The organism is Brachybacterium alimentarium (assembly GCF_002332425.1).
Classification (GTDB): Bacteria; Actinomycetota; Actinomycetes; order Actinomycetales; family Dermabacteraceae; genus Brachybacterium; species Brachybacterium alimentarium.
On sequence record NZ_NRGS01000001.1, the window covers coordinates 49,605 to 66,085 of the forward strand.

Genomic DNA, 16,481 nt, shown 5'->3' on the forward strand with positions numbered 1-16,481 from the left:
GCGAGAGCTCTGCCCCGGTCCGTCACCTCTGCTCGGCGAAGATCGTGGCGAACCTGCCGTCAAGGGCGAGCAGGTCCTCGTAGGTCCCCTGCTCGGCGACCCGGCCCTCGTCGATGACGTAGATCCGGTCCATCTCCTTGAGGGTCCATGCCCGATGGGAGACGACGATCGTGATCCTGCGGTGCTTCGTCCGCTGCAGCTCGTGGAAGATCTCCTGCTCGGCCTCCGCGTCGATCGCTGACGTCGGCTCGTCCAGCACCCAGACCGGGGCGTCCCTCAGATATATGCGAGCGAGCGCGAGCCTCTGCCACTGGCCCCCGGAGATCCCGACACCGCCCCACTGCTCCCCGAGCTGCTGATCCAGAGCATCCGGCATCGCAGCGACCATCTCCGCCGCGTGCGCGGAGCGCAGGGCGTCCCAGATCTCCGCATCCGTCACGTCCTCCCGGGGAGAGCCGAGGCGGACGGCCTCCCGCACCGTGAGCTCGAAGCGGCCGAACTCCTGGGTGAGCAGACCGAACCTCGCGAGCCACGCGGCCTCGCTGAGCTCCGAGCGACCCACCCCGTCCAGGAGGACCTCACCTGCTCGGGGCGTCACCAGACCGAGCAGTGCGTTGACCGTGGTGGTCTTCCCGGCACCGTTCACCCCGACCAGCGCGATCACCTCACCGAGGCGAGCCTCGATGCTCACGTCGGTGATCGCGTCGACGGTTCGGCCGCTGTATCGATGCGTGAGATGCTCCCCGCGAAGTTCTCGCACCGCAGGCGCGACCGCGTGCATCCGGCTCGGTCTGCCCACGGAGAGGAACCGATGGAACCCTCGGGCGAGCGGCAGGGTCTCGATGGCGAGCCCTGCATTCAACCCCGCTCCGGCGGACGCGGTCATCGCCGCCATCACCCCGTAGATGCCGGCCACGGCCGGCGACTCGAACCGGGCACCGACGACGACCGAGACGATCGCGCCCCCGAGGAGCAGCGCCGCCACGAGGCCGCTCAGCAAGCTCCCCGTGATCTGTGGGCGCACCGCCCTGGCCATGATGGAGTCGATCGCCCGCCAGCGATCCGCCACCATCTGCCCGACTCGCTCCGAGGTCCCCAGACCGGCCAGCTCCGTCGCCGAGCGTTGACGCACGATGAGCTCTCGCAGGTAGCGCTCCCTGTCGTAATGCGGACTGACCGTCTCCCACTGCGATTCCCAGACGCGCGAGAGATGCCGAGAATAGATCAGCGGAGGGATGAGGGCGATGAGGGTGAGCACACCGGCGAGCGGGCTGAACGCGAAGACGGCGGCGATGACTCCGAGCGAGGACAGCAGTGCCATCAGCGCATCCATGTACTGCTTGAAGGACCAGGCGATGCCCTCTCCGATGGCGCGGGAGTGCCGCTCCACCTGGGAGGCGACCGCGGAGTTGACCAGTTCTTCCGGTGGGATCCGCGATGCTTCGCGGACGAGCGAGGAGTTCAGCTCGGCCTGCAGCCGCTGGGCGGCACGGTGCTGGAGGTCGCCGCATATCGACGATGCCGACGGACTCAGCCCGACCACCAGGATCATGGCGAGGAGCAGGCCTGCCACGTCGACAAGACGTTCCGTGTCCCCGAGCGCCGAGATCAGTGCCGCGATGAGCAGGACCTGCAGCGCAGGCACGGCGGCCAGGGCCAGCGACAGCAGCGTCGTCGAGATGATCAGGAACGGAGCCGCCGACACGGCGCGCCGGGAGACCCACGCGATGGTCCGCACGTGCCCTCCCCCGTCGTCGACGTCGAGCTGTCCGGTTCGCTGCGGACGAACCGGACGAGTCTCTCACGTCGTCACGACGAGCGCTGGATCGCGCGCAGCTCCTTCTTGAGCTCCTGGACCTCGTCGCGCAGTCGGGCAGCCTGCTCGAACTGGAGGGTCTCGGCCGCCTGATGCATCTGAGCGGTCATCTCGTCGATCATGCCGGTGAGGGACGCGACCGGGTCGTCCCCGAGATCGACGGTGCGACCGCTGACCGCGTCCACGGCGTTCGAGCGCGCACGGTCGCGAGCCACCCGTTCCTTGCCGGAGCGGTAGTCGGTGGCCATCAGGGTGTCGGTGTCGATGTCCTCGCGGGCGAGCATGTCCGTGACATCCGCGATGCGTTTGCGCAGCGGCGTCGGATCGATGCCGTGCTCGGTGTTGTAGGCGATCTGCTTCTCGCGGCGGCGGTTCGTCTCCTCGATCGCGGACTCCATCGAGTCGGTGATGCGATCGGCATACATGTGCACCTGACCGGAGACGTTGCGGGCCGCGCGCCCGATCGTCTGGATCAGCGAGGTGCGCGAGCGCAGGAAGCCCTCCTTGTCCGCGTCGAGGATCGCCACCAGCGACACCTCGGGGAGATCCAGGCCTTCACGCAGCAGGTTGATGCCGACCAGCACGTCGAACTCCCCCTGTCGCAGGGAGCGCAGCAGTTCGATGCGGCGCAGCGTGTCCACGTCGGAGTGCAGGTACTGCACCCGCACCCCGTTCTCCAGCAGGAAATCGGTGAGGTCCTCGGCCATGCGCTTGGTCAGCGTGGTCACCAGCACGCGCTCGTCGCGCTGGACCCGCTTGTCGATCTCCTCGCGCAGATCGTCGATCTGCCCCTTGACGGGCTTGACGATGACCTCGGGGTCGATGAGCCCGGTGGGCCGGATGATCTGCTCGACCACGCCCTGAGCCTTGCCCAGCTCGTAGTCCGCCGGCGTCGCGGAGAGGTAGACGGTCTGGCCGGTGCGCTCGGTGAACTCCGAGAAGGTGAGCGGGCGGTTGTCCAGGGCACTGGGCAGGCGGAAGCCGAAGTCGACCAGCGTGCGCTTGCGGGAGCGGTCGCCCTCGAACATCGCGCCGATCTGGGGGACGGTCACATGGGACTCGTCGATCACCAGCAGGAAATCCTCCGGGAAGTAGTCCATGAGGGTGTTCGGCGCGCTGCCGGGATCGCGACCGTCGAGGTGGCGGGAATAGTTCTCGACGCCGTTGGTGGAGCCGACCTGCCGCAGCATCTCCAGGTCATGCGTGGTGCGCATCCGCAAGCGCTGCGCCTCGAGCAGCTTGTTCTGCGCCTCGAGCTCCTCGAGCCTCTCGGCGAGCTCGACCTCGATGGTCCCGATCGCCCGGGAGAGGCGCTCGGGGCCGGCCACGTAGTGGGAGGCCGGGAAGATGTGGATGTGGTCCTCCGCCCGGATCACCTCGCCGGTCATCGGGTGCAGCGTGTACAGCGCATCGATCTCGTCGCCGAAGAACTCGATGCGGATCGCGAGCTCCTCGTACATCGGGATGATCTCCACGGTGTCGCCGCGCACCCGGAACGTGCCGCGCTCGAAGGCGACGTCGTTGCGGTCGTACTGCATGTCCACGAAGCGGTGCAGCAGCTCGTCACGGTCCATCTGCTGACCGGTGCTGAGCTGCACCATCCGGTCCACGTACTCCTGCGGGGTGCCCAGGCCGTAGATGCAGGAGACCGAGGAGACCACGACGACGTCCCGTCGCGTCAGCAGCGAGTTCGTGGCACTGTGGCGCAGCCGTTCCACCTCGGCGTTGACCGAGGAGTCCTTCTCGATGAAGGTGTCCGACTGCGGGACATACGCCTCGGGCTGGTAGTAGTCGTAGTACGAGACGAAGTACTCCACCGCGTTGTGCGGCAGCAGCTCACGGAACTCACTGGCCAGCTGCGCGGCGAGCGTCTTGTTGTGGGCCATCACCAACGTGGGGCGCTGCACCTGCTCGATGAGCCACGCAGTGGTCGCGGACTTGCCGGTGCCCGTCGCGCCGAGCAGCACGACGTCCTGCTCGCCGTCGTTGACGCGGCGGGTGAGATCCGCGATGGCCGTCGGCTGGTCTCCCGAGGGCGAGTACTCGGAGACCACCTCGAAGGGATGCTCGGCGCGGACCAGATCGGTGACAGGACGCATGATCCGAGCCTACGTCCCGTCTCCGACACACGAAACGACGCGATGCCGGAGTCAGCGCACGGCGGAATCCTCTGCCTGCTGGAGCACCGCGCCCAGCGCCCGGTCCGCGCGGCGGGCGAGGACCTCCCGGTCCCCGGTGTTGAGGATCAGCCGATCGGCGCGCCGGATCCGCTCGAGATCGGTGACCTGAGCCGCCATGATCGACTCGACATAGGTGCGGTCCCGGCCACGATCACGCACCACGCGATCGATGCGGTCCTCCCGCCGGGCCAGCACCGCGATGACGGCCAGATAGTCGTCCTCGTGGTCCTTCTCCAGCAGCAGCGGACTGTCATGCACCACCAGCGTCTCCCCCGCCAGCACCGCGGCACGCTCCTCGGCGGCGACCGCCTCGTCGACCCGGCCCAGCACGATCGCCTCGAGCGCTGCGCGGGCCTCGTCATCGGCGAAGACCAGGGTCGCGAGGGCCGCACGATCGATCGTCCCCTGACGATCCCGATAGCGCTCCCCGAAGCGGTCGACGGCTTCCTCGACCCCCGCGCCGGGCACGTCCAGCACAGCACGTGAATGCGCATCGAGGTCGACCACGCGGTGCCCGGCCCGACGCCATTGCTCGGCCACGGTGGACTTCCCCGAGCCGATGCCGCCGGTCAGGCCGATGCGGAGCAGGGACGAGGGCGAGGACGCGGTCATAGCGCGATCGTACGGCGTGATCGGACGCCTCAGATAGCTCAGATGGCTCAGACGGCTCACTCGCGTCGGATCATTCGGACGCGCCGGAGGAGCTGGCGGCCCGGCCCCCACGAAGAGCCCGGCGGACGACTCCGTCCGCGGACGGCGGGCCGCCCGCCCTCGCCGCGGGCTACCGTCGAGGCGTGGACCCCCTCGAGCTGCTCATCTCCAATGACTTCCTGCGCGTGCTGGATCTCATCGGCGTGTTCGTCATGGGAGTGGCGTCGGGAGCCCTGGCCGCCCGGCTCAAATTCGATGCCGTGGGCTTCGCGATCATCGGGATCGCCGCCGGACTCGGCGGCGGTCTGGTGCGAGACCTGATCCTCGACTACGGGACTCCGGCGGCGTTCGACGGCCCCTGGTACCTGGCCTGCGCACTCGCCGGCTCGCTGTTCTCGTTCCTGATCTCCCCGGAGGGCCCGTGGTGGCGCCGTACGGTGACGGCGCTGGACATCGCGGCGATGGGGCTGTGGGCCGCGACCGGCACGGCGAAATCCATGGGATACGGGCTGGATCCGCTGCCGGCGATCCTGCTGGGGATCACCAGCGCCGTCGGCGGAGGCGTGATCCGTGATGTGCTCGTCGGCCGCATCCCGGCGATCTTCGGCGGCGGCCCCCTGTATGCGACCGGGGCGCTCGTGACCGCGATCATCACGTGGGTCGTGATCGCGCTCGGCATCCCGTCGCCGTTCGTGCTCGTCGCCGTAGCGCTCGGAGCGCTGCTGGCGGGTCTCGCGTCGTGGCGGCGCTGGTCGCTGCCCAAGCACGGTGAGTGGGAGGTGACCATGTCGGCCTCGCAGCTGAAGGCACTGGTGCGCCGCACCCGACGCTCCGAACGGGAGCGGGTGGCTCTGGAGACCGGCGCGATCCCGGTGATCGATGCGACCACCGACGACCTCGCCGATGACGTGAGCTTCCTGGACCCTGATTCCGGCCAGTACGCCGAGCGCACCTTCCACGACGGCGATCACACGGAGGGGCACGACCGCTCCGCCGGACGCGTCGTGGGCACCCAGGGCCAGGCGAGCACCGACGGCGACGCGACCGTGGGGCCGAACCGGGGCGACGCCGATGAGCAGGCCGACGAGCAGGAACCACCTGCCGAGGAACTGTGACCATCCGACCTGCTGAACCCCGCAAACCTCAGTCTCAACATGGGGTTCAGGGTTACTCGAGCGCCCACGGCTTCAACCTCAACGTGAGCTTCAGGCTTGGGGGCGTCCCTGCAGGTCGGCGCGGCACATCGGCACTGCTCCGCGCCGAGCCGGTGCTGCGCCGGTGAGGTGCGGGTGATGTCAGGGGCGCAGCAGCTCGAGCATCCGGGCGACATCGTCCGCCTCGAGCTGGCCCGGCGCCGAGCGGGGCCCGGCGGTCGCGAAGGTCGCTGCGCTGCCGAAGGTCTCGGCCGCGACCCGGCTGGCGACGCCGAGGGGCCCCATGCTGATCGCGATGTGCGGCCCGGCCCCTTCCGAGGCGACCGTGAGGCTCGCGGACATCAGCGTCAGGACGTCCCGCGGGGTCTGCGGCGTCACAGCGATCTTCGGGACGTCCGCCCCGAGGCGTCGCTGGGAGCGCAGCAGCTCGCACAGCTCCTCCTCCTCGGGCGTGCCCTCGAAGTCGTGGTACGACCCCACCACGACCACGCCGTTGCGATGCGCGGTCGAGACCACGCGGGACACGATCGCCGGGGCCCGTGAGGTCTCCACGTCGATCATGTCGACCTGTGACTGCGTGCCGGCGCGCCGCTCCCCCATCAGGGCCTCGAGCAGCACGGCCAGATCGATGTCGCGGATCTGCCGGCCGCCTCCCTCCGCGGAGGTCCTCACGGTCGCCAGCAGCGCGCGGTCCGGGCCGAGCGCGGCCCGCAGCCGCGGGAGCGTGGCGAGCACGACGTCCCGATGGTCCTCGGCGTCGTCGAGATCGGGGCGGAAGAGATCGATCCGCCATTCGATGATGCGCGCCGGGGTCGCGACCGCCGCAGCGGCCTGCTCCATGACGGCGTCGTGGTCATCGCCCACCAGGGGCACGATGATCTCGGGGCGCGCACGCCCGAGCTCGATGCCTCGTACGGTGGCCGTGATCGGGATGCTCTCGGTCATCGGTTCCTCCCTCATTCAGCAGTGATCGCCGCGTAGGCGGACAGCAGCAGGACAGGATCGGGGCCCTCGAGCCGAGTCACCTTGCCGACCCGGTCCAGGACGACGAAGCGCAGCACGCCGGCGCGGGTCTTCTTGTCGCGCTTCATCGCGTCCTCGAGCTTCGGCCACTGGCGGTCGCGGTAGGTGGTGGGCAGTCCGAGAGAGGTGAGCACGGAGCGGTGGCGGTCCACGTCGGCCTCCGAGAGCTTGCCCGCGAGGTGGGAGAGCTCGGCGGCGAACATCATGCCGACCGACACGGCCGCTCCATGGCGCCACTGGTAGCGCTCGTTGCGCTCGATGGCGTGGGCGAGCGTGTGGCCGTAGTTGAGGATCTCGCGGTTGCCCTGCTCGGTGAGGTCCTCGGAGACCACCTCGGCCTTGATCCGGATCTTGCGTTCGACGACCTCCCGGAAGGCATCGGTGGACACGTCGAGCACGGCCTGCGGGTCCTCCTCGATGATCTCGAGGATCCGCTCATCGGCGATGAATCCGCCCTTGACCACCTCGGCGAGGCCGGCGGCGACATCATGCGCGCCGAGGCCCGCGAGCACGTCCAGGTCGGCCACGACGGCGATCGGCGGGTGGAAGGCGCCGACGAGGTTCTTGCCCTCGGAGGTGTTGATCCCGGTCTTGCCGCCCACGGCTGCGTCCACCATCGCGGCGACCGTGGTGGGGACCTGCAGCACGTCGATGCCGCGCAGCCAGGAGGCGGCCACGAAGCCGGCCAGGTCGGTCGCGGCGCCGCCGCCGAGCCCCACCACGAGGTCGCCGCGGCCGATCTCGGCCTGTCCGCACACTCCCCACAGGAAGCCGGCGACCTGGGCGGTCTTGGCCTCTTCGCCGTCGGGGACCTCGGCGGCGAAGGCTTCGCGCCCGCTGTCCACGATCGCGGAGCGCACCTCGTCGGCGACCTCGCGCAGGCTCGGCTGGTGCACGATGACCACGCGTCGCACGCGGTCGGGGATCAGGCCCGGGATCGACTCCAGGATCCCGCGGCCGACGTGCACCTCGTATCCGCCGGTCGGGGTGGTCACAGGGATCACGGTCGTGCTCATGAATCCTCCTTCTCCGGGGCGGCCAGGAGGTCCTGCCCCATCATGTCGGTGATGCCGCGCGCGACAGCGGCGGCGCTGCCGCGGCCGGCGTCGATGCGCCAGCGGGCCAGGTCCTGGTGGACGGGGTCACGTTCGAGGGCGAGCTCGCGCCAGCGGACCATGGGATCGGCGTCGCCGGCGAGCAGGGGGCGGCCGCTGCCCCGGCCGAGCCGGACGGCGGCGAGCTCCGGGGAGATCTCGAGCAGCACGAGGGGGCCGCCGCGGAGCAGCTCCCGCGACGCGGGGTGCATCGCCGCTCCCCCGCCCAGGGCGAGCACGCCCCGGCAGGTTTTGAGAGCGCGAGCGAGCATCTGCGCCTCGAGCTCGCGGAAGCCGGGCTCCCCCTCGGTGCGGAAGATCTCCGGGATGGGGCGTCCGGCCTCGGCGACGATCATCGCGTCGAGATCGTCGAAGGGGACCTCGAGGCGGGCGGCGAGCACTCTGCCGACGCTGGTCTTGCCGGCCCCCATCGGGCCGAGCAGGATCACGGCCGGGCCGACGAGGTCGGTCACGATGCTGCGCCCGCGCCACCGCCCACGATCCGGGACTGCAGATCCACCGTGCCCGCCAGATGGGCACGGATCTCCTCGACGCTGTCCCCGCCGGTCTTCTCCAGCAGTGCGTCGACCAGGGTGAGAGCGACGACGGCCTCCGCGATCACCGCGGCGGGCGCGACCGCGCAGACGTCCGAGCGCTGGTGGTTCGCGGTGGTCTGCTCGCCGGTGGCGACATCGATGGTGCGCAGCGCGCGCGGGACGGTGGAGATCGGCTTGAGCGCTCCTCGGACCCGCAGCACCTGACCGTTGGTCATGCCGCCCTCGAGGCCTCCGGCGCGGTTCGTGGCCCGCGGGACGTCCTGCCCGGCGTCCGCCGCGTCGCCGATGAGGATCTCGTCGTGGGCGACGGAGCCGCGGCGGGCCGCGGTGGCGAAGCCGTCGCCGATCTCGACGCCCTTCATGGCCTGGATGGACATGACCGCCTGGGCGAGGCGGCCGTCGAGCTTGCGATCCCACTGGGTGTGCGAGCCGAGCCCCACGGGCAGGCCGTAGGCGAGCACCTCGACGACGCCGCCGAGGGTGTCGCCGTCGGCCTTCGCGGCGTCGACCTCGCTGACCATCTCGGCGGAGGTCTCGGCGTGGAAGCAGCGCAGCGGATCCGCGTCCAGAGCGGCGCCGTCCTCGGGGGCCGGCAGCGGAGCGTCCTCGGGGACCCGCACGGAGCCGACGGAGAGGGTGTGGGAGACGAGGCGGATGCCTGCGGTCTGCTCGAGGATCGCGGCGGCCACGCGGCCAGCGACCACGCGAGCGGCGGTCTCTCGCGCGCTCGCGCGCTCCAGGATCGGACGGGCCTCGTCCAGGCCGTACTTGAGCATGCCGGAGAGATCGGCGTGACCGGGACGGGGACGGGTCAGCGGGCGGTTCCGGGCGATCTCGCGCTCGTCGCCGGTGCCGGCATCCACCAGGAGGTCCTCGCGGGGCACCGGATCCGCGCTCATGACCTTCTCCCACTTGGGCCATTCCGAGTTCGCGATCTCGATCGCGATCGGAGAGCCGAGCGTGTGCCCGTGACGGAGGCCGCCGTGGATCGTCAGCACGTCCTGCTCGAACTTCTGCCGGCTGCCGCGGCCATGCCCGAGCCGCCGTCGGGCGAGAGCCGCCTTCAGGTCGTCACTGGTCAGCTCGATCCCGGCGGGGACGCCGTCGAGCAGGGAGATGAGGGAAGGGCCATGGGATTCCCCGGCCGTGAGCCAGCGCAACATGGGGCCGATTCTCTCATGACGACGGCGTGCACCGGGTGGGCGTCCGTGCTGCACGGACGCCCACCCGGATCCTTCTCACGATGCGGCGTTCACGGACCGTCGATGCTCACCAGGAGTCCGGGCGTCTCCCCGGTGGTCGGGATCGGCAGCAGTGTCACCCCCACCTCACGCCCGGAGCCGTCCTCCACGGCCGTGCCGCGCACCGGCTCCGGGATGGCGAGGTCGACATCGCCGTCGACATCGGTCACCGTCATGTCGTCGCGACCGACGCCGTCGAGCACGAAGTTCGCCCGCTCGGTGGCGAGCTCCGGATCGAGCACCTGCTGCACGTCGTCCTGCTCGCCGAACGCCGGGTAGACCCCGGTGCCGTTCAGCCCGTCGTTCAGCGCCGTCGCCGCGGCGTCGGAGAGGGGCGCATCCTGCGCGAAGTACAGCCAGTAGTCGCTCTCCGCGGTGGAGGACGGCGAGATGTACGCGTAGTAGGTCTCCTCCTCGCCGCTGACACCGACCACTGTGCAGGTCGTCACGCTCTGCGGATCGTCCATGTCCAGACCGCTCGCGCACGTCGCAGAGTCGCTCAGGTCCGGGTTCGCCGCCGCGGCGTACAGCTCCTTCGCCACGCCCTTCGACGACACGGTAGAGTCCGTCGGCTCGGCGAAGTCCTTGCTGCCCGTGGTGAGGAGATCCGTGGGCTCGCCGGATCGGGCGTCGAGCTGAACCTCGGACACAGCTCCCTGCTGGGCGGAAACGGCCTGCTGGGGCGCAGAGTCCGCGCTGGCCAGAGTGGCGCCGCCGAAGGCTGCAGCCGCCACGAGCGGGGCACAGAATCCGAGGGCGGTCAGGGTGCGGATGCGCTGCCGGCTGGTCATCGTCGTCTCCTTCGATCTGTGACCGAGTGCCTCGTGGCCTCCCGGGACCCGCAGGCGGTCGAAGGATCTGGGGCGACTGACAGCTGCCACCATCACCCTTGACCTTTCGTTTACAGTTCTGCGGTTCGCCCATGAACCTTCCATGGTGCTGCGGTGACGTCAACGCCATTGCCCGGACGGCCATCGCTTCCTCACAAACCATTCACGTCCGCCGACGCCAGGGCCTACGCACCAGGTCCGCCGTCCTGGCCCTCGAAGACCCTCGGTCCCGTCGGACGAACGGGCCCGGCCGACGAGACCGGGCATCCAGCACCTGGCGTCAGTCCTCGTCGAGCTCGACGGACTCCAGCGGGGTGAGCCGCTCGACCAGCGGGACCACGTCGGCGATGCCGTCCAGCACCGTGGTGGGGCGGAACGGGTACTGGGCGATCTCCTCCTCGCGCGTCGATCCCGACAGCACGAGCACCGAGCGCATGCCGGCCTCGAGGCCCGACTTCACGTCGGTGTCCATCCGGTCACCGATCATCACCGAGGTCTCCGAGTGCGCACCGATGCGGTTCAGCGCGGTGCGCATCATCAGCGGGTTCGGCTTGCCGATGTAGTACGGGTGGATGCCGGTGGCGGCGGTGATCATCGCCGCGACGGCTCCGGTGGCCGGCAGCGGGCCTTCGGCACTGGGACCGGTGACGTCCGGGTTGGTGGCGATGAACTTCGCGCCGCCCTTGACCAGACGGATCGCTCGCGTGATCGCCTCGAACGAATACGTGCGGGTCTCCCCCAGGACGACGAACTCGACATCGCTGTCGGCGAGGATGAAGCCCTCCTCATGCATGGCGCTCGTCAGGCCGGCCTCACCGATCACGTACGCCGAGGAACCGGGCGCCTGCTCGGCGAGGAAGCGGGCGGTGGCCAGGGCACTGGTCCAGATCGAGTCCTCGGGGATGTCGATGCCGCTGCGCGAGAGCCGGGCCCGCAGATCTCGCGGGGTGAAGACGGAGTTGTTGGTGAGCACCAGGAAGGGCCGGCCGTACTGCTGCAGAGCAGCGATGAAATCGGCGGCACCTGGGAGGGCGGCCTGCTCATGGACGAGCACGCCGTCCATGTCGGTGAGCCAGGAGTGGATCGGATGGTCGTCGAACGCGGTGGTCATGACACCAGTGTGCCCTGAGGACGGCCCGACGTGCAGGTCCATCCGGCCACGACCGCGCACGTGTCCTCACGCTGCCCGTCGGCCGACGGGGCGGAGGGGCCGGCCCGGCCCCGAGACGCCGGAACGGCCCGGCCCCAGAAGGGACCGGGCCGTTCCGAGGAACGATCCGAGGATCAGTTGCCGGTGAGCTTGGCGCGCAGGGCGGCCAGGGCCTCGTCGGAGGCCAGGGTGCCCTCGTCCGAGGTGCTCGACTGGTAGGACGACTGCGCAGCAGCCGGCGCCGCGGACGGCGTCGAGGAGGAGGACTCCACTGCCGGGGCGTTCGCGGACTCCTCGTCGGCCTTGATGGCCTCGGCGACCTGAGCCTTGTGGGCGGTCCAGCGCTCGTAGGCGGCCGCGTACTGGCCCTCCCACACCTCGCGCTGGGCGTCGTAGCCCTCGAGCCACTCGTTGGTCTCCGGGTCGAAGCCCTCGGGGTACTTGTACTCGCCGTTCTCGTCGTACTCCGCGGCCATGCCGTACAGAGCCGGGTCGAACGTGGTGTCGTCGCCCTCGGGGTCGACGCCCTCGTTGGCCTGCTTGAGCGAGAGCGAGATACGACGACGCTCGAGGTCGATGTCGATGACCTTGACGAAGACGTCCTGGTCGACGGTGACGACCTGCTCGGGCAGATCCACGTGGCGCTGAGCCAGCTCGGAGATGTGCACGAGGCCCTCGATGCCGTCCTCGACGCGCACGAACGCACCGAAGGGAACCAGCTTGGTGACCTTGCCCGGCACGACCTCGCCGATGGCGTGGGTGCGTGCGAAGAGCTGCCACGGGTCCTCCTGGGTCGCCTTCAGCGACAGGGAGACGCGCTCGCGGTCCATGTCCACGTCGAGGACCTCGACGGAGACCTTCTGACCGACCTCGACGACCTCGGAGGGGTGATCGATGTGCTTCCAGGACAGCTCGGAGACGTGCACCAGCCCGTCGACACCGCCGAGATCGACGAATGCGCCGAAGTTGACGATGGAGGACACAGCACCCTCGCGGACCTGGCCCTTCTGCAGGGTCTGCAGGAAGTCCGAGCGGACCGCGGACTGGGTTTCCTCGAGGTAGGCACGGCGCGACAGGACCACGTTGTTGCGGTTCTTGTCGAGCTCGATGATCTTCGCCTCGATCTCCTGGCCGACGTAGGGCTGCAGGTCGCGGACGCGACGCATCTCGACGAGGGAGGCGGGGAGGAAGCCGCGCAGGCCGATGTCGACGATGAGGCCGCCCTTGACGACCTCGATGACGCGGCCGGTGACGACGCCCTCGTCTTCCTTGATCTGCTCGATCGTGCCCCAGGCGCGCTCGTACTGCGCACGCTTCTTGGACAGGATCAGACGGCCTTCCTTGTCCTCCTTCTGGAGGACCAGGGCCTCGATCTCATAGCCGACCTCGACGACCTCTCCGGGGTCGACGTCGTGCTTGATGGACAGCTCGCGCGAGGGGATGACGCCCTCGGTCTTGTAGCCGATGTCCAGGAGGACCTCGTCGTGATCGACCTTCACCACAGTGCCCTCGACGATGTCGCCATCGTTGAAGTACTTGATGGTGGCATCGATGGCGGCCATGAGCTCGTCGGCGCCGCCGATGTCGTTGATGGCGATCTGGGGGGTCGTGGTGTCGGTCATGTAGGTAAGGACTCCGTCGGGACAGGATTGAGTAGGAATGGTGGGCATGCAGCGCCCTCGGAAGGACGCGATCGGTGCAGGGACGGCGGAGCGTGAGGGACCTGGTGGATATCCACCTGGTCGCCGCAGACGGGCAGCCCCGTGCACAGACCTCGACAAGGTTACCAGCCATGCCCAGGATCCGCGAGGGGACCGAGCGTCCGAGGCGGCATGGCGCTGTGAGTTCGGTCCCGTCTGCCCGTCTGCCCCTCTGGTCGCTCTGCCCCCTCTGCGCTCGTCCGGCGCGAGTCGCCGCGCTGACTGCGCTCGCCTGGTGCGGATCGCCGCGCTGACGCGCTGCAGGACGGGGCCGCAGTCAGCACTCAGCGGCGGCGCAAACGGCCCGGGGCCGCTCTCAGTGAGCCGCTTCGAGCCAGTTCGCTCCGACGCCGATGCCGACCTCGAGCGGCACGGACAGCTCGAAGGCCGACCCCATGCCCTCGGTGATGACGTCGCGCACGGCCTGGTCCTCGCCGGCGGCGACGTCCACGACGAGCTCATCATGGACCTGGAGCAGCACGCGCGAGGTGAGCTCCTTCCGGCGCAGCAGCTCGTCGACCCGCAGCATCGCGAGCTTGATGATGTCGGCGGCGCTCCCCTGGATCGGGGAGTTCAGAGCGACGCGCTCGGCGTTCTCCCGTCGCTGACGGTTGTCCGAGGTGAGATCCGGCAGGTAGCGGCGGCGGCCGAGGATGGTCTCGGTGTAGCCCGTCGCGCGAGCCTTCTCGACGCTCTCGCGCAGGAAGTCCCGCACCCCGCCGAAGCGTTCGAAGTACCCGTCACGCAGACCGGTGGCCTCGGCCTGCGAGACGCGCAGCTGGCGGGCGAGGCCGAAGGCGCTGAGGCCGTAGGCGAGCCCGTAGCTGACCGCCTTGGTCTTGGACCGCATCGCGGGATCGACCTCGTCGGGGTCGACGTCGAACACGCGCGAGGCGACGAAGTTGTGGAGGTCCTCACCGGAGCGGAAGGCCTCGATCAGGCCGGCATCCTCGGACAGGTGCGCCATGATGCGCATCTCGATCTGCGAGTAGTCCGCCGTCATCAGCGAGCCGTAGCCCTCGGAGACGTGGAAGGCCGAGCGGATCCGTCGGCCCTCCTCGGTGCGGGTGGGGATGTTCTGCAGATTGGGGTTGTTCGAGGAGAGCCGGCCGGTCGCCGCGATGTTCTGGTGGAACGTCGTATGGATCCGACCCTCGGGCGAGATGAATCGCCGCAGGGTGTCGATGATCTGACGCATCTTCGTGACGTCGCGGTGCGCGAGGAGGTCCGCGAGGAACGGGTGCTGCGTCTTCTCGAACAGGTCGACCAGGGTCTCCGCGTTCGTGCTGTAGCCGGTCTTGGTACGCCGCCCCTTGGGGAGCTCGAGGCGCTCGTAGAGCACCTCCTGGAGCTGTTTGGGCGACCCGAGGTTGATCCGGTCGCCGTCGAGGTGGGAGAAGGCGGAGTCCGCGACCTCGCTCTGACGGGCGGCGTGCTCCTCGTCGAGCCCGGCCAGCACGGCGTCGTCGACCGCGATGCCCGTGGCCTCGAGCTCGCCGATCACCGCGGACAGCGGGAGCTCGAGGTCGTCGTGGAGCGAGGTGGCGCCGCGCTCCTCGAGCTCGTCGCGCAGCAGGTCCTCCAGACGCAGCACGGCGTCGGCCGCGCGGCCCAGCTGCTCGCCATCGGCTTCATCGGAGCCGAGGTCCAGCTCCTGCTGAGCGGCCGCGGCCTCGACCTGCAGATCCTCCTGCAGGTGGCGCATCGCCAGCCCTGCGAGATCCGTCGGGCGCTGGTCGGGTCGGCAGAGGAACTCGGCGATCGCGAGGTCGGTGCGCCAGCCCGCGATCCGGAGAGCGCGCCCCCGAGCCTGATGGCCGACGAGCTTGGTGTCGTGGGCGACCTTCGGGATCGCCGGATCGGCGAGCCACCCGGCGAGGGCGCGCTCGGCGGCGTCGTCCAGCTCGGCGAGGGTGATCACGGCGCGCGCGTCCTGGGTGGCCAGGGCGATCCGCAGCAGATCGCCCTGCCCCAGGGCCCAGCTCCCCTCGGTCGCGAGGGCCGCGCCCTCGGCGAAGGCCTCGCTCAGCAGCACGGGCAGCTCCGCCGAGGTCGGCTGCTGCAGCGGGGGCAGCTCGCGGGCGGGCGCCGCGGGGACCTCCTCGCCCTCCGCCAGGAAGCGCGTGGGGACGTCCTTGCGGATCGTGGGACCGAAGGCGAGCTCGTCGAAGACGGCGTTCAGCGTCGCGCCGTCGCCGCGCCCCAGTGTGTAGTGCTCCGGATCGGTGGGCAGCTCGAGATCGAGCACGGCGGCGTTCATGAGTCGGTTGCGTTCGACGTCCTCGAGATGGTCGCGCAACGACTGGCCGGCCTTGCCCTTGATCTCACCGGCGTGGGCGATGATCCCGGGCAGATCGCCGTACTGCACGATCCACTTGGCCGCGGTCTTGGGCCCGACGCCGGGGACCCCGGGGAGGTTGTCGGCCGCCTCGCCCACCAGGGCGGCGAGGTCCGGATAGCGCTCGGGCGGGATGCCGTACTTCTCCTCGACGGCGGCAGGGGTCATCCGGCGCATCTCGGTGACGCCCTTGATCGGCTGCAGCAGGGTGACGTTCTCGCCCACCAGCTGGATCGCGTCGCGATCGCTCGAGACGATCAGCGCCTCGCCGCCCTCGGCGGCCGTGCGGGTGGCGAGGGTCGCGATGACGTCGTCGGCCTCGTAGTCCTCGACGGTCAGCCAGCGCACGCCCAGCGCGTCCAGCACCTGCATGATCAGGTCGATCTGGCCGTGGAACTCTGCGGGCGTCTCGTCGCGCCCGCCCTTGTACTGGTCGTAGATGCGGTCACGGAACGTGCCGCCGGGCAGATCGAAGGCCACCGCGACGTGGGTGGGCTGCTCCGACGCCACGACGTTGATGATCATCCGGGTGAAGCCGTAGACGGCGTTGGTGGCCTGACCGCGCCCGTCGCTGAACCCGTCCGCAGGCAGCGCGAAGAAGGCGCGGAACGCCATGGCATGCCCGTCGATGAGGAGGATCCGCTGATCACCGATGTCGCTCGCAGTCATGAGGAGAAGTCTCGCACGTCCGCATGACAGGCGTGCCCGGCCGCGTGCCGTCGTCCCCTGCCCGGGCCGGGCCGGTCC

At 69.8% G+C, this 16,481-nt stretch carries 12 protein-coding genes; 1 reads left to right on the forward strand and 11 read right to left on the reverse strand.

Features of this window, described 5'->3' with window-relative positions; genetic code table 11:
• Positions 1 to 22: 22 nt before the first annotated feature.
• The 3 genes from CIK71_RS00210 to coaE form a co-directional block, all read right to left on the reverse strand.
• On the reverse strand, positions 23 to 1,738 hold the full coding sequence (locus CIK71_RS00210) for an ABC transporter ATP-binding protein (protein ID WP_096163178.1): 1,716 nt from the start codon (positions 1,736 to 1,738) through the stop codon (positions 23 to 25).
• A gap of 71 nt (positions 1,739 to 1,809) precedes the next feature.
• The gene (uvrB, locus tag CIK71_RS00215; RefSeq protein ID WP_096163179.1) at positions 1,810 to 3,915 is read right to left on the reverse strand and encodes an excinuclease ABC subunit UvrB; all 2,106 of its coding nucleotides are present in this window, start codon (positions 3,913 to 3,915) and stop codon (positions 1,810 to 1,812) included.
• 51 nt (positions 3,916 to 3,966) lie between these two features.
• Positions 3,967 to 4,608: a dephospho-CoA kinase gene (gene coaE / locus CIK71_RS00220; RefSeq protein ID WP_096163180.1), complete on the reverse strand. Its 642-nt coding sequence runs from the start codon at positions 4,606 to 4,608 to the stop codon at positions 3,967 to 3,969.
• Between the two features lie 182 nt (positions 4,609 to 4,790).
• On the opposite strand from coaE, the gene CIK71_RS00225 reads away from it, so the two are divergent.
• A complete protein-coding gene (locus CIK71_RS00225) occupies positions 4,791 to 5,762 on the forward strand; it encodes a trimeric intracellular cation channel family protein (RefSeq protein WP_158541871.1) in 972 nt (323 codons plus the stop codon).
• A gap of 180 nt (positions 5,763 to 5,942) precedes the next feature.
• Here the strand turns inward: CIK71_RS00225 and aroD are convergent, their stop codons facing one another.
• From aroD to polA, 8 genes are all read right to left on the reverse strand, one after another.
• Positions 5,943 to 6,746, reverse strand: coding sequence for a type I 3-dehydroquinate dehydratase (aroD, locus tag CIK71_RS00230; protein WP_096163181.1), 804 nt, complete (start codon positions 6,744 to 6,746; stop codon positions 5,943 to 5,945).
• Between the two features lie 11 nt (positions 6,747 to 6,757).
• Positions 6,758 to 7,840 (reverse strand): 3-dehydroquinate synthase, encoded by a 1,083-nt coding sequence (gene aroB, locus CIK71_RS00235; protein WP_096163182.1) that lies wholly within the window; start codon positions 7,838 to 7,840, stop codon positions 6,758 to 6,760.
• Positions 7,837 to 8,391, reverse strand: coding sequence for a shikimate kinase (locus CIK71_RS00240; RefSeq protein WP_245857244.1), 555 nt, complete (start codon positions 8,389 to 8,391; stop codon positions 7,837 to 7,839). The genes aroB and CIK71_RS00240 overlap by 4 nt, the downstream gene beginning before the upstream one ends.
• Positions 8,388 to 9,638, reverse strand: a complete 1,251-nt coding sequence (aroC, locus tag CIK71_RS00245) for a chorismate synthase (RefSeq protein ID WP_096163183.1) — start codon at positions 9,636 to 9,638, stop codon at positions 8,388 to 8,390. The genes CIK71_RS00240 and aroC overlap by 4 nt, the downstream gene beginning before the upstream one ends.
• Positions 9,639 to 9,727: 89 nt before the next feature.
• Complete coding sequence (locus CIK71_RS00250; RefSeq protein WP_096163184.1) at positions 9,728 to 10,507, reverse strand: hypothetical protein; 780 nt, start codon at positions 10,505 to 10,507, stop codon at positions 9,728 to 9,730.
• 319 nt (positions 10,508 to 10,826) lie between these two features.
• Positions 10,827 to 11,657 (reverse strand): HAD-IIA family hydrolase, encoded by an 831-nt coding sequence (locus CIK71_RS00255; RefSeq protein WP_096163222.1) that lies wholly within the window; start codon positions 11,655 to 11,657, stop codon positions 10,827 to 10,829.
• 173 nt (positions 11,658 to 11,830) lie between these two features.
• Positions 11,831 to 13,318, reverse strand: a complete 1,488-nt coding sequence (gene rpsA / locus CIK71_RS00260) for a 30S ribosomal protein S1 (RefSeq protein WP_096163185.1) — start codon at positions 13,316 to 13,318, stop codon at positions 11,831 to 11,833.
• 394 nt (positions 13,319 to 13,712) lie between these two features.
• Positions 13,713 to 16,403, reverse strand: coding sequence for a DNA polymerase I (gene polA / locus CIK71_RS00265; RefSeq protein ID WP_096163186.1), 2,691 nt, complete (start codon positions 16,401 to 16,403; stop codon positions 13,713 to 13,715).
• Positions 16,404 to 16,481: the final 78 nt, after the last annotated feature.

What these genes read in the sequence shown, in the direction of transcription:
- uvrB (WP_096163179.1), bottom strand. Translation starts at nt 3,915, where the DNA reads ATGCGTCCTGTCACCGATCTGGTCCGCGCCGAGCATCCCTTCGAGGTG.
- coaE (WP_096163180.1), bottom strand. Translation starts at nt 4,608, where the DNA reads ATGACCGCGTCCTCGCCCTCGTCCCTGCTCCGCATCGGCCTGACCGGC.
- aroD (WP_096163181.1), bottom strand. Translation starts at nt 6,746, where the DNA reads ATGACCGAGAGCATCCCGATCACGGCCACCGTACGAGGCATCGAGCTC.
- aroB (WP_096163182.1), bottom strand. Translation starts at nt 7,840, where the DNA reads ATGAGCACGACCGTGATCCCTGTGACCACCCCGACCGGCGGATACGAG.
- aroC (WP_096163183.1), bottom strand. Translation starts at nt 9,638, where the DNA reads ATGTTGCGCTGGCTCACGGCCGGGGAATCCCATGGCCCTTCCCTCATC.
- CIK71_RS00250 (WP_096163184.1), bottom strand. Translation starts at nt 10,507, where the DNA reads ATGACCAGCCGGCAGCGCATCCGCACCCTGACCGCCCTCGGATTCTGT.
- CIK71_RS00255 (WP_096163222.1), bottom strand. Translation starts at nt 11,657, where the DNA reads ATGACCACCGCGTTCGACGACCATCCGATCCACTCCTGGCTCACCGAC.
- rpsA (WP_096163185.1), bottom strand. Translation starts at nt 13,318, where the DNA reads ATGACCGACACCACGACCCCCCAGATCGCCATCAACGACATCGGCGGC.
- polA (WP_096163186.1), bottom strand. Translation starts at nt 16,403, where the DNA reads ATGACTGCGAGCGACATCGGTGATCAGCGGATCCTCCTCATCGACGGG.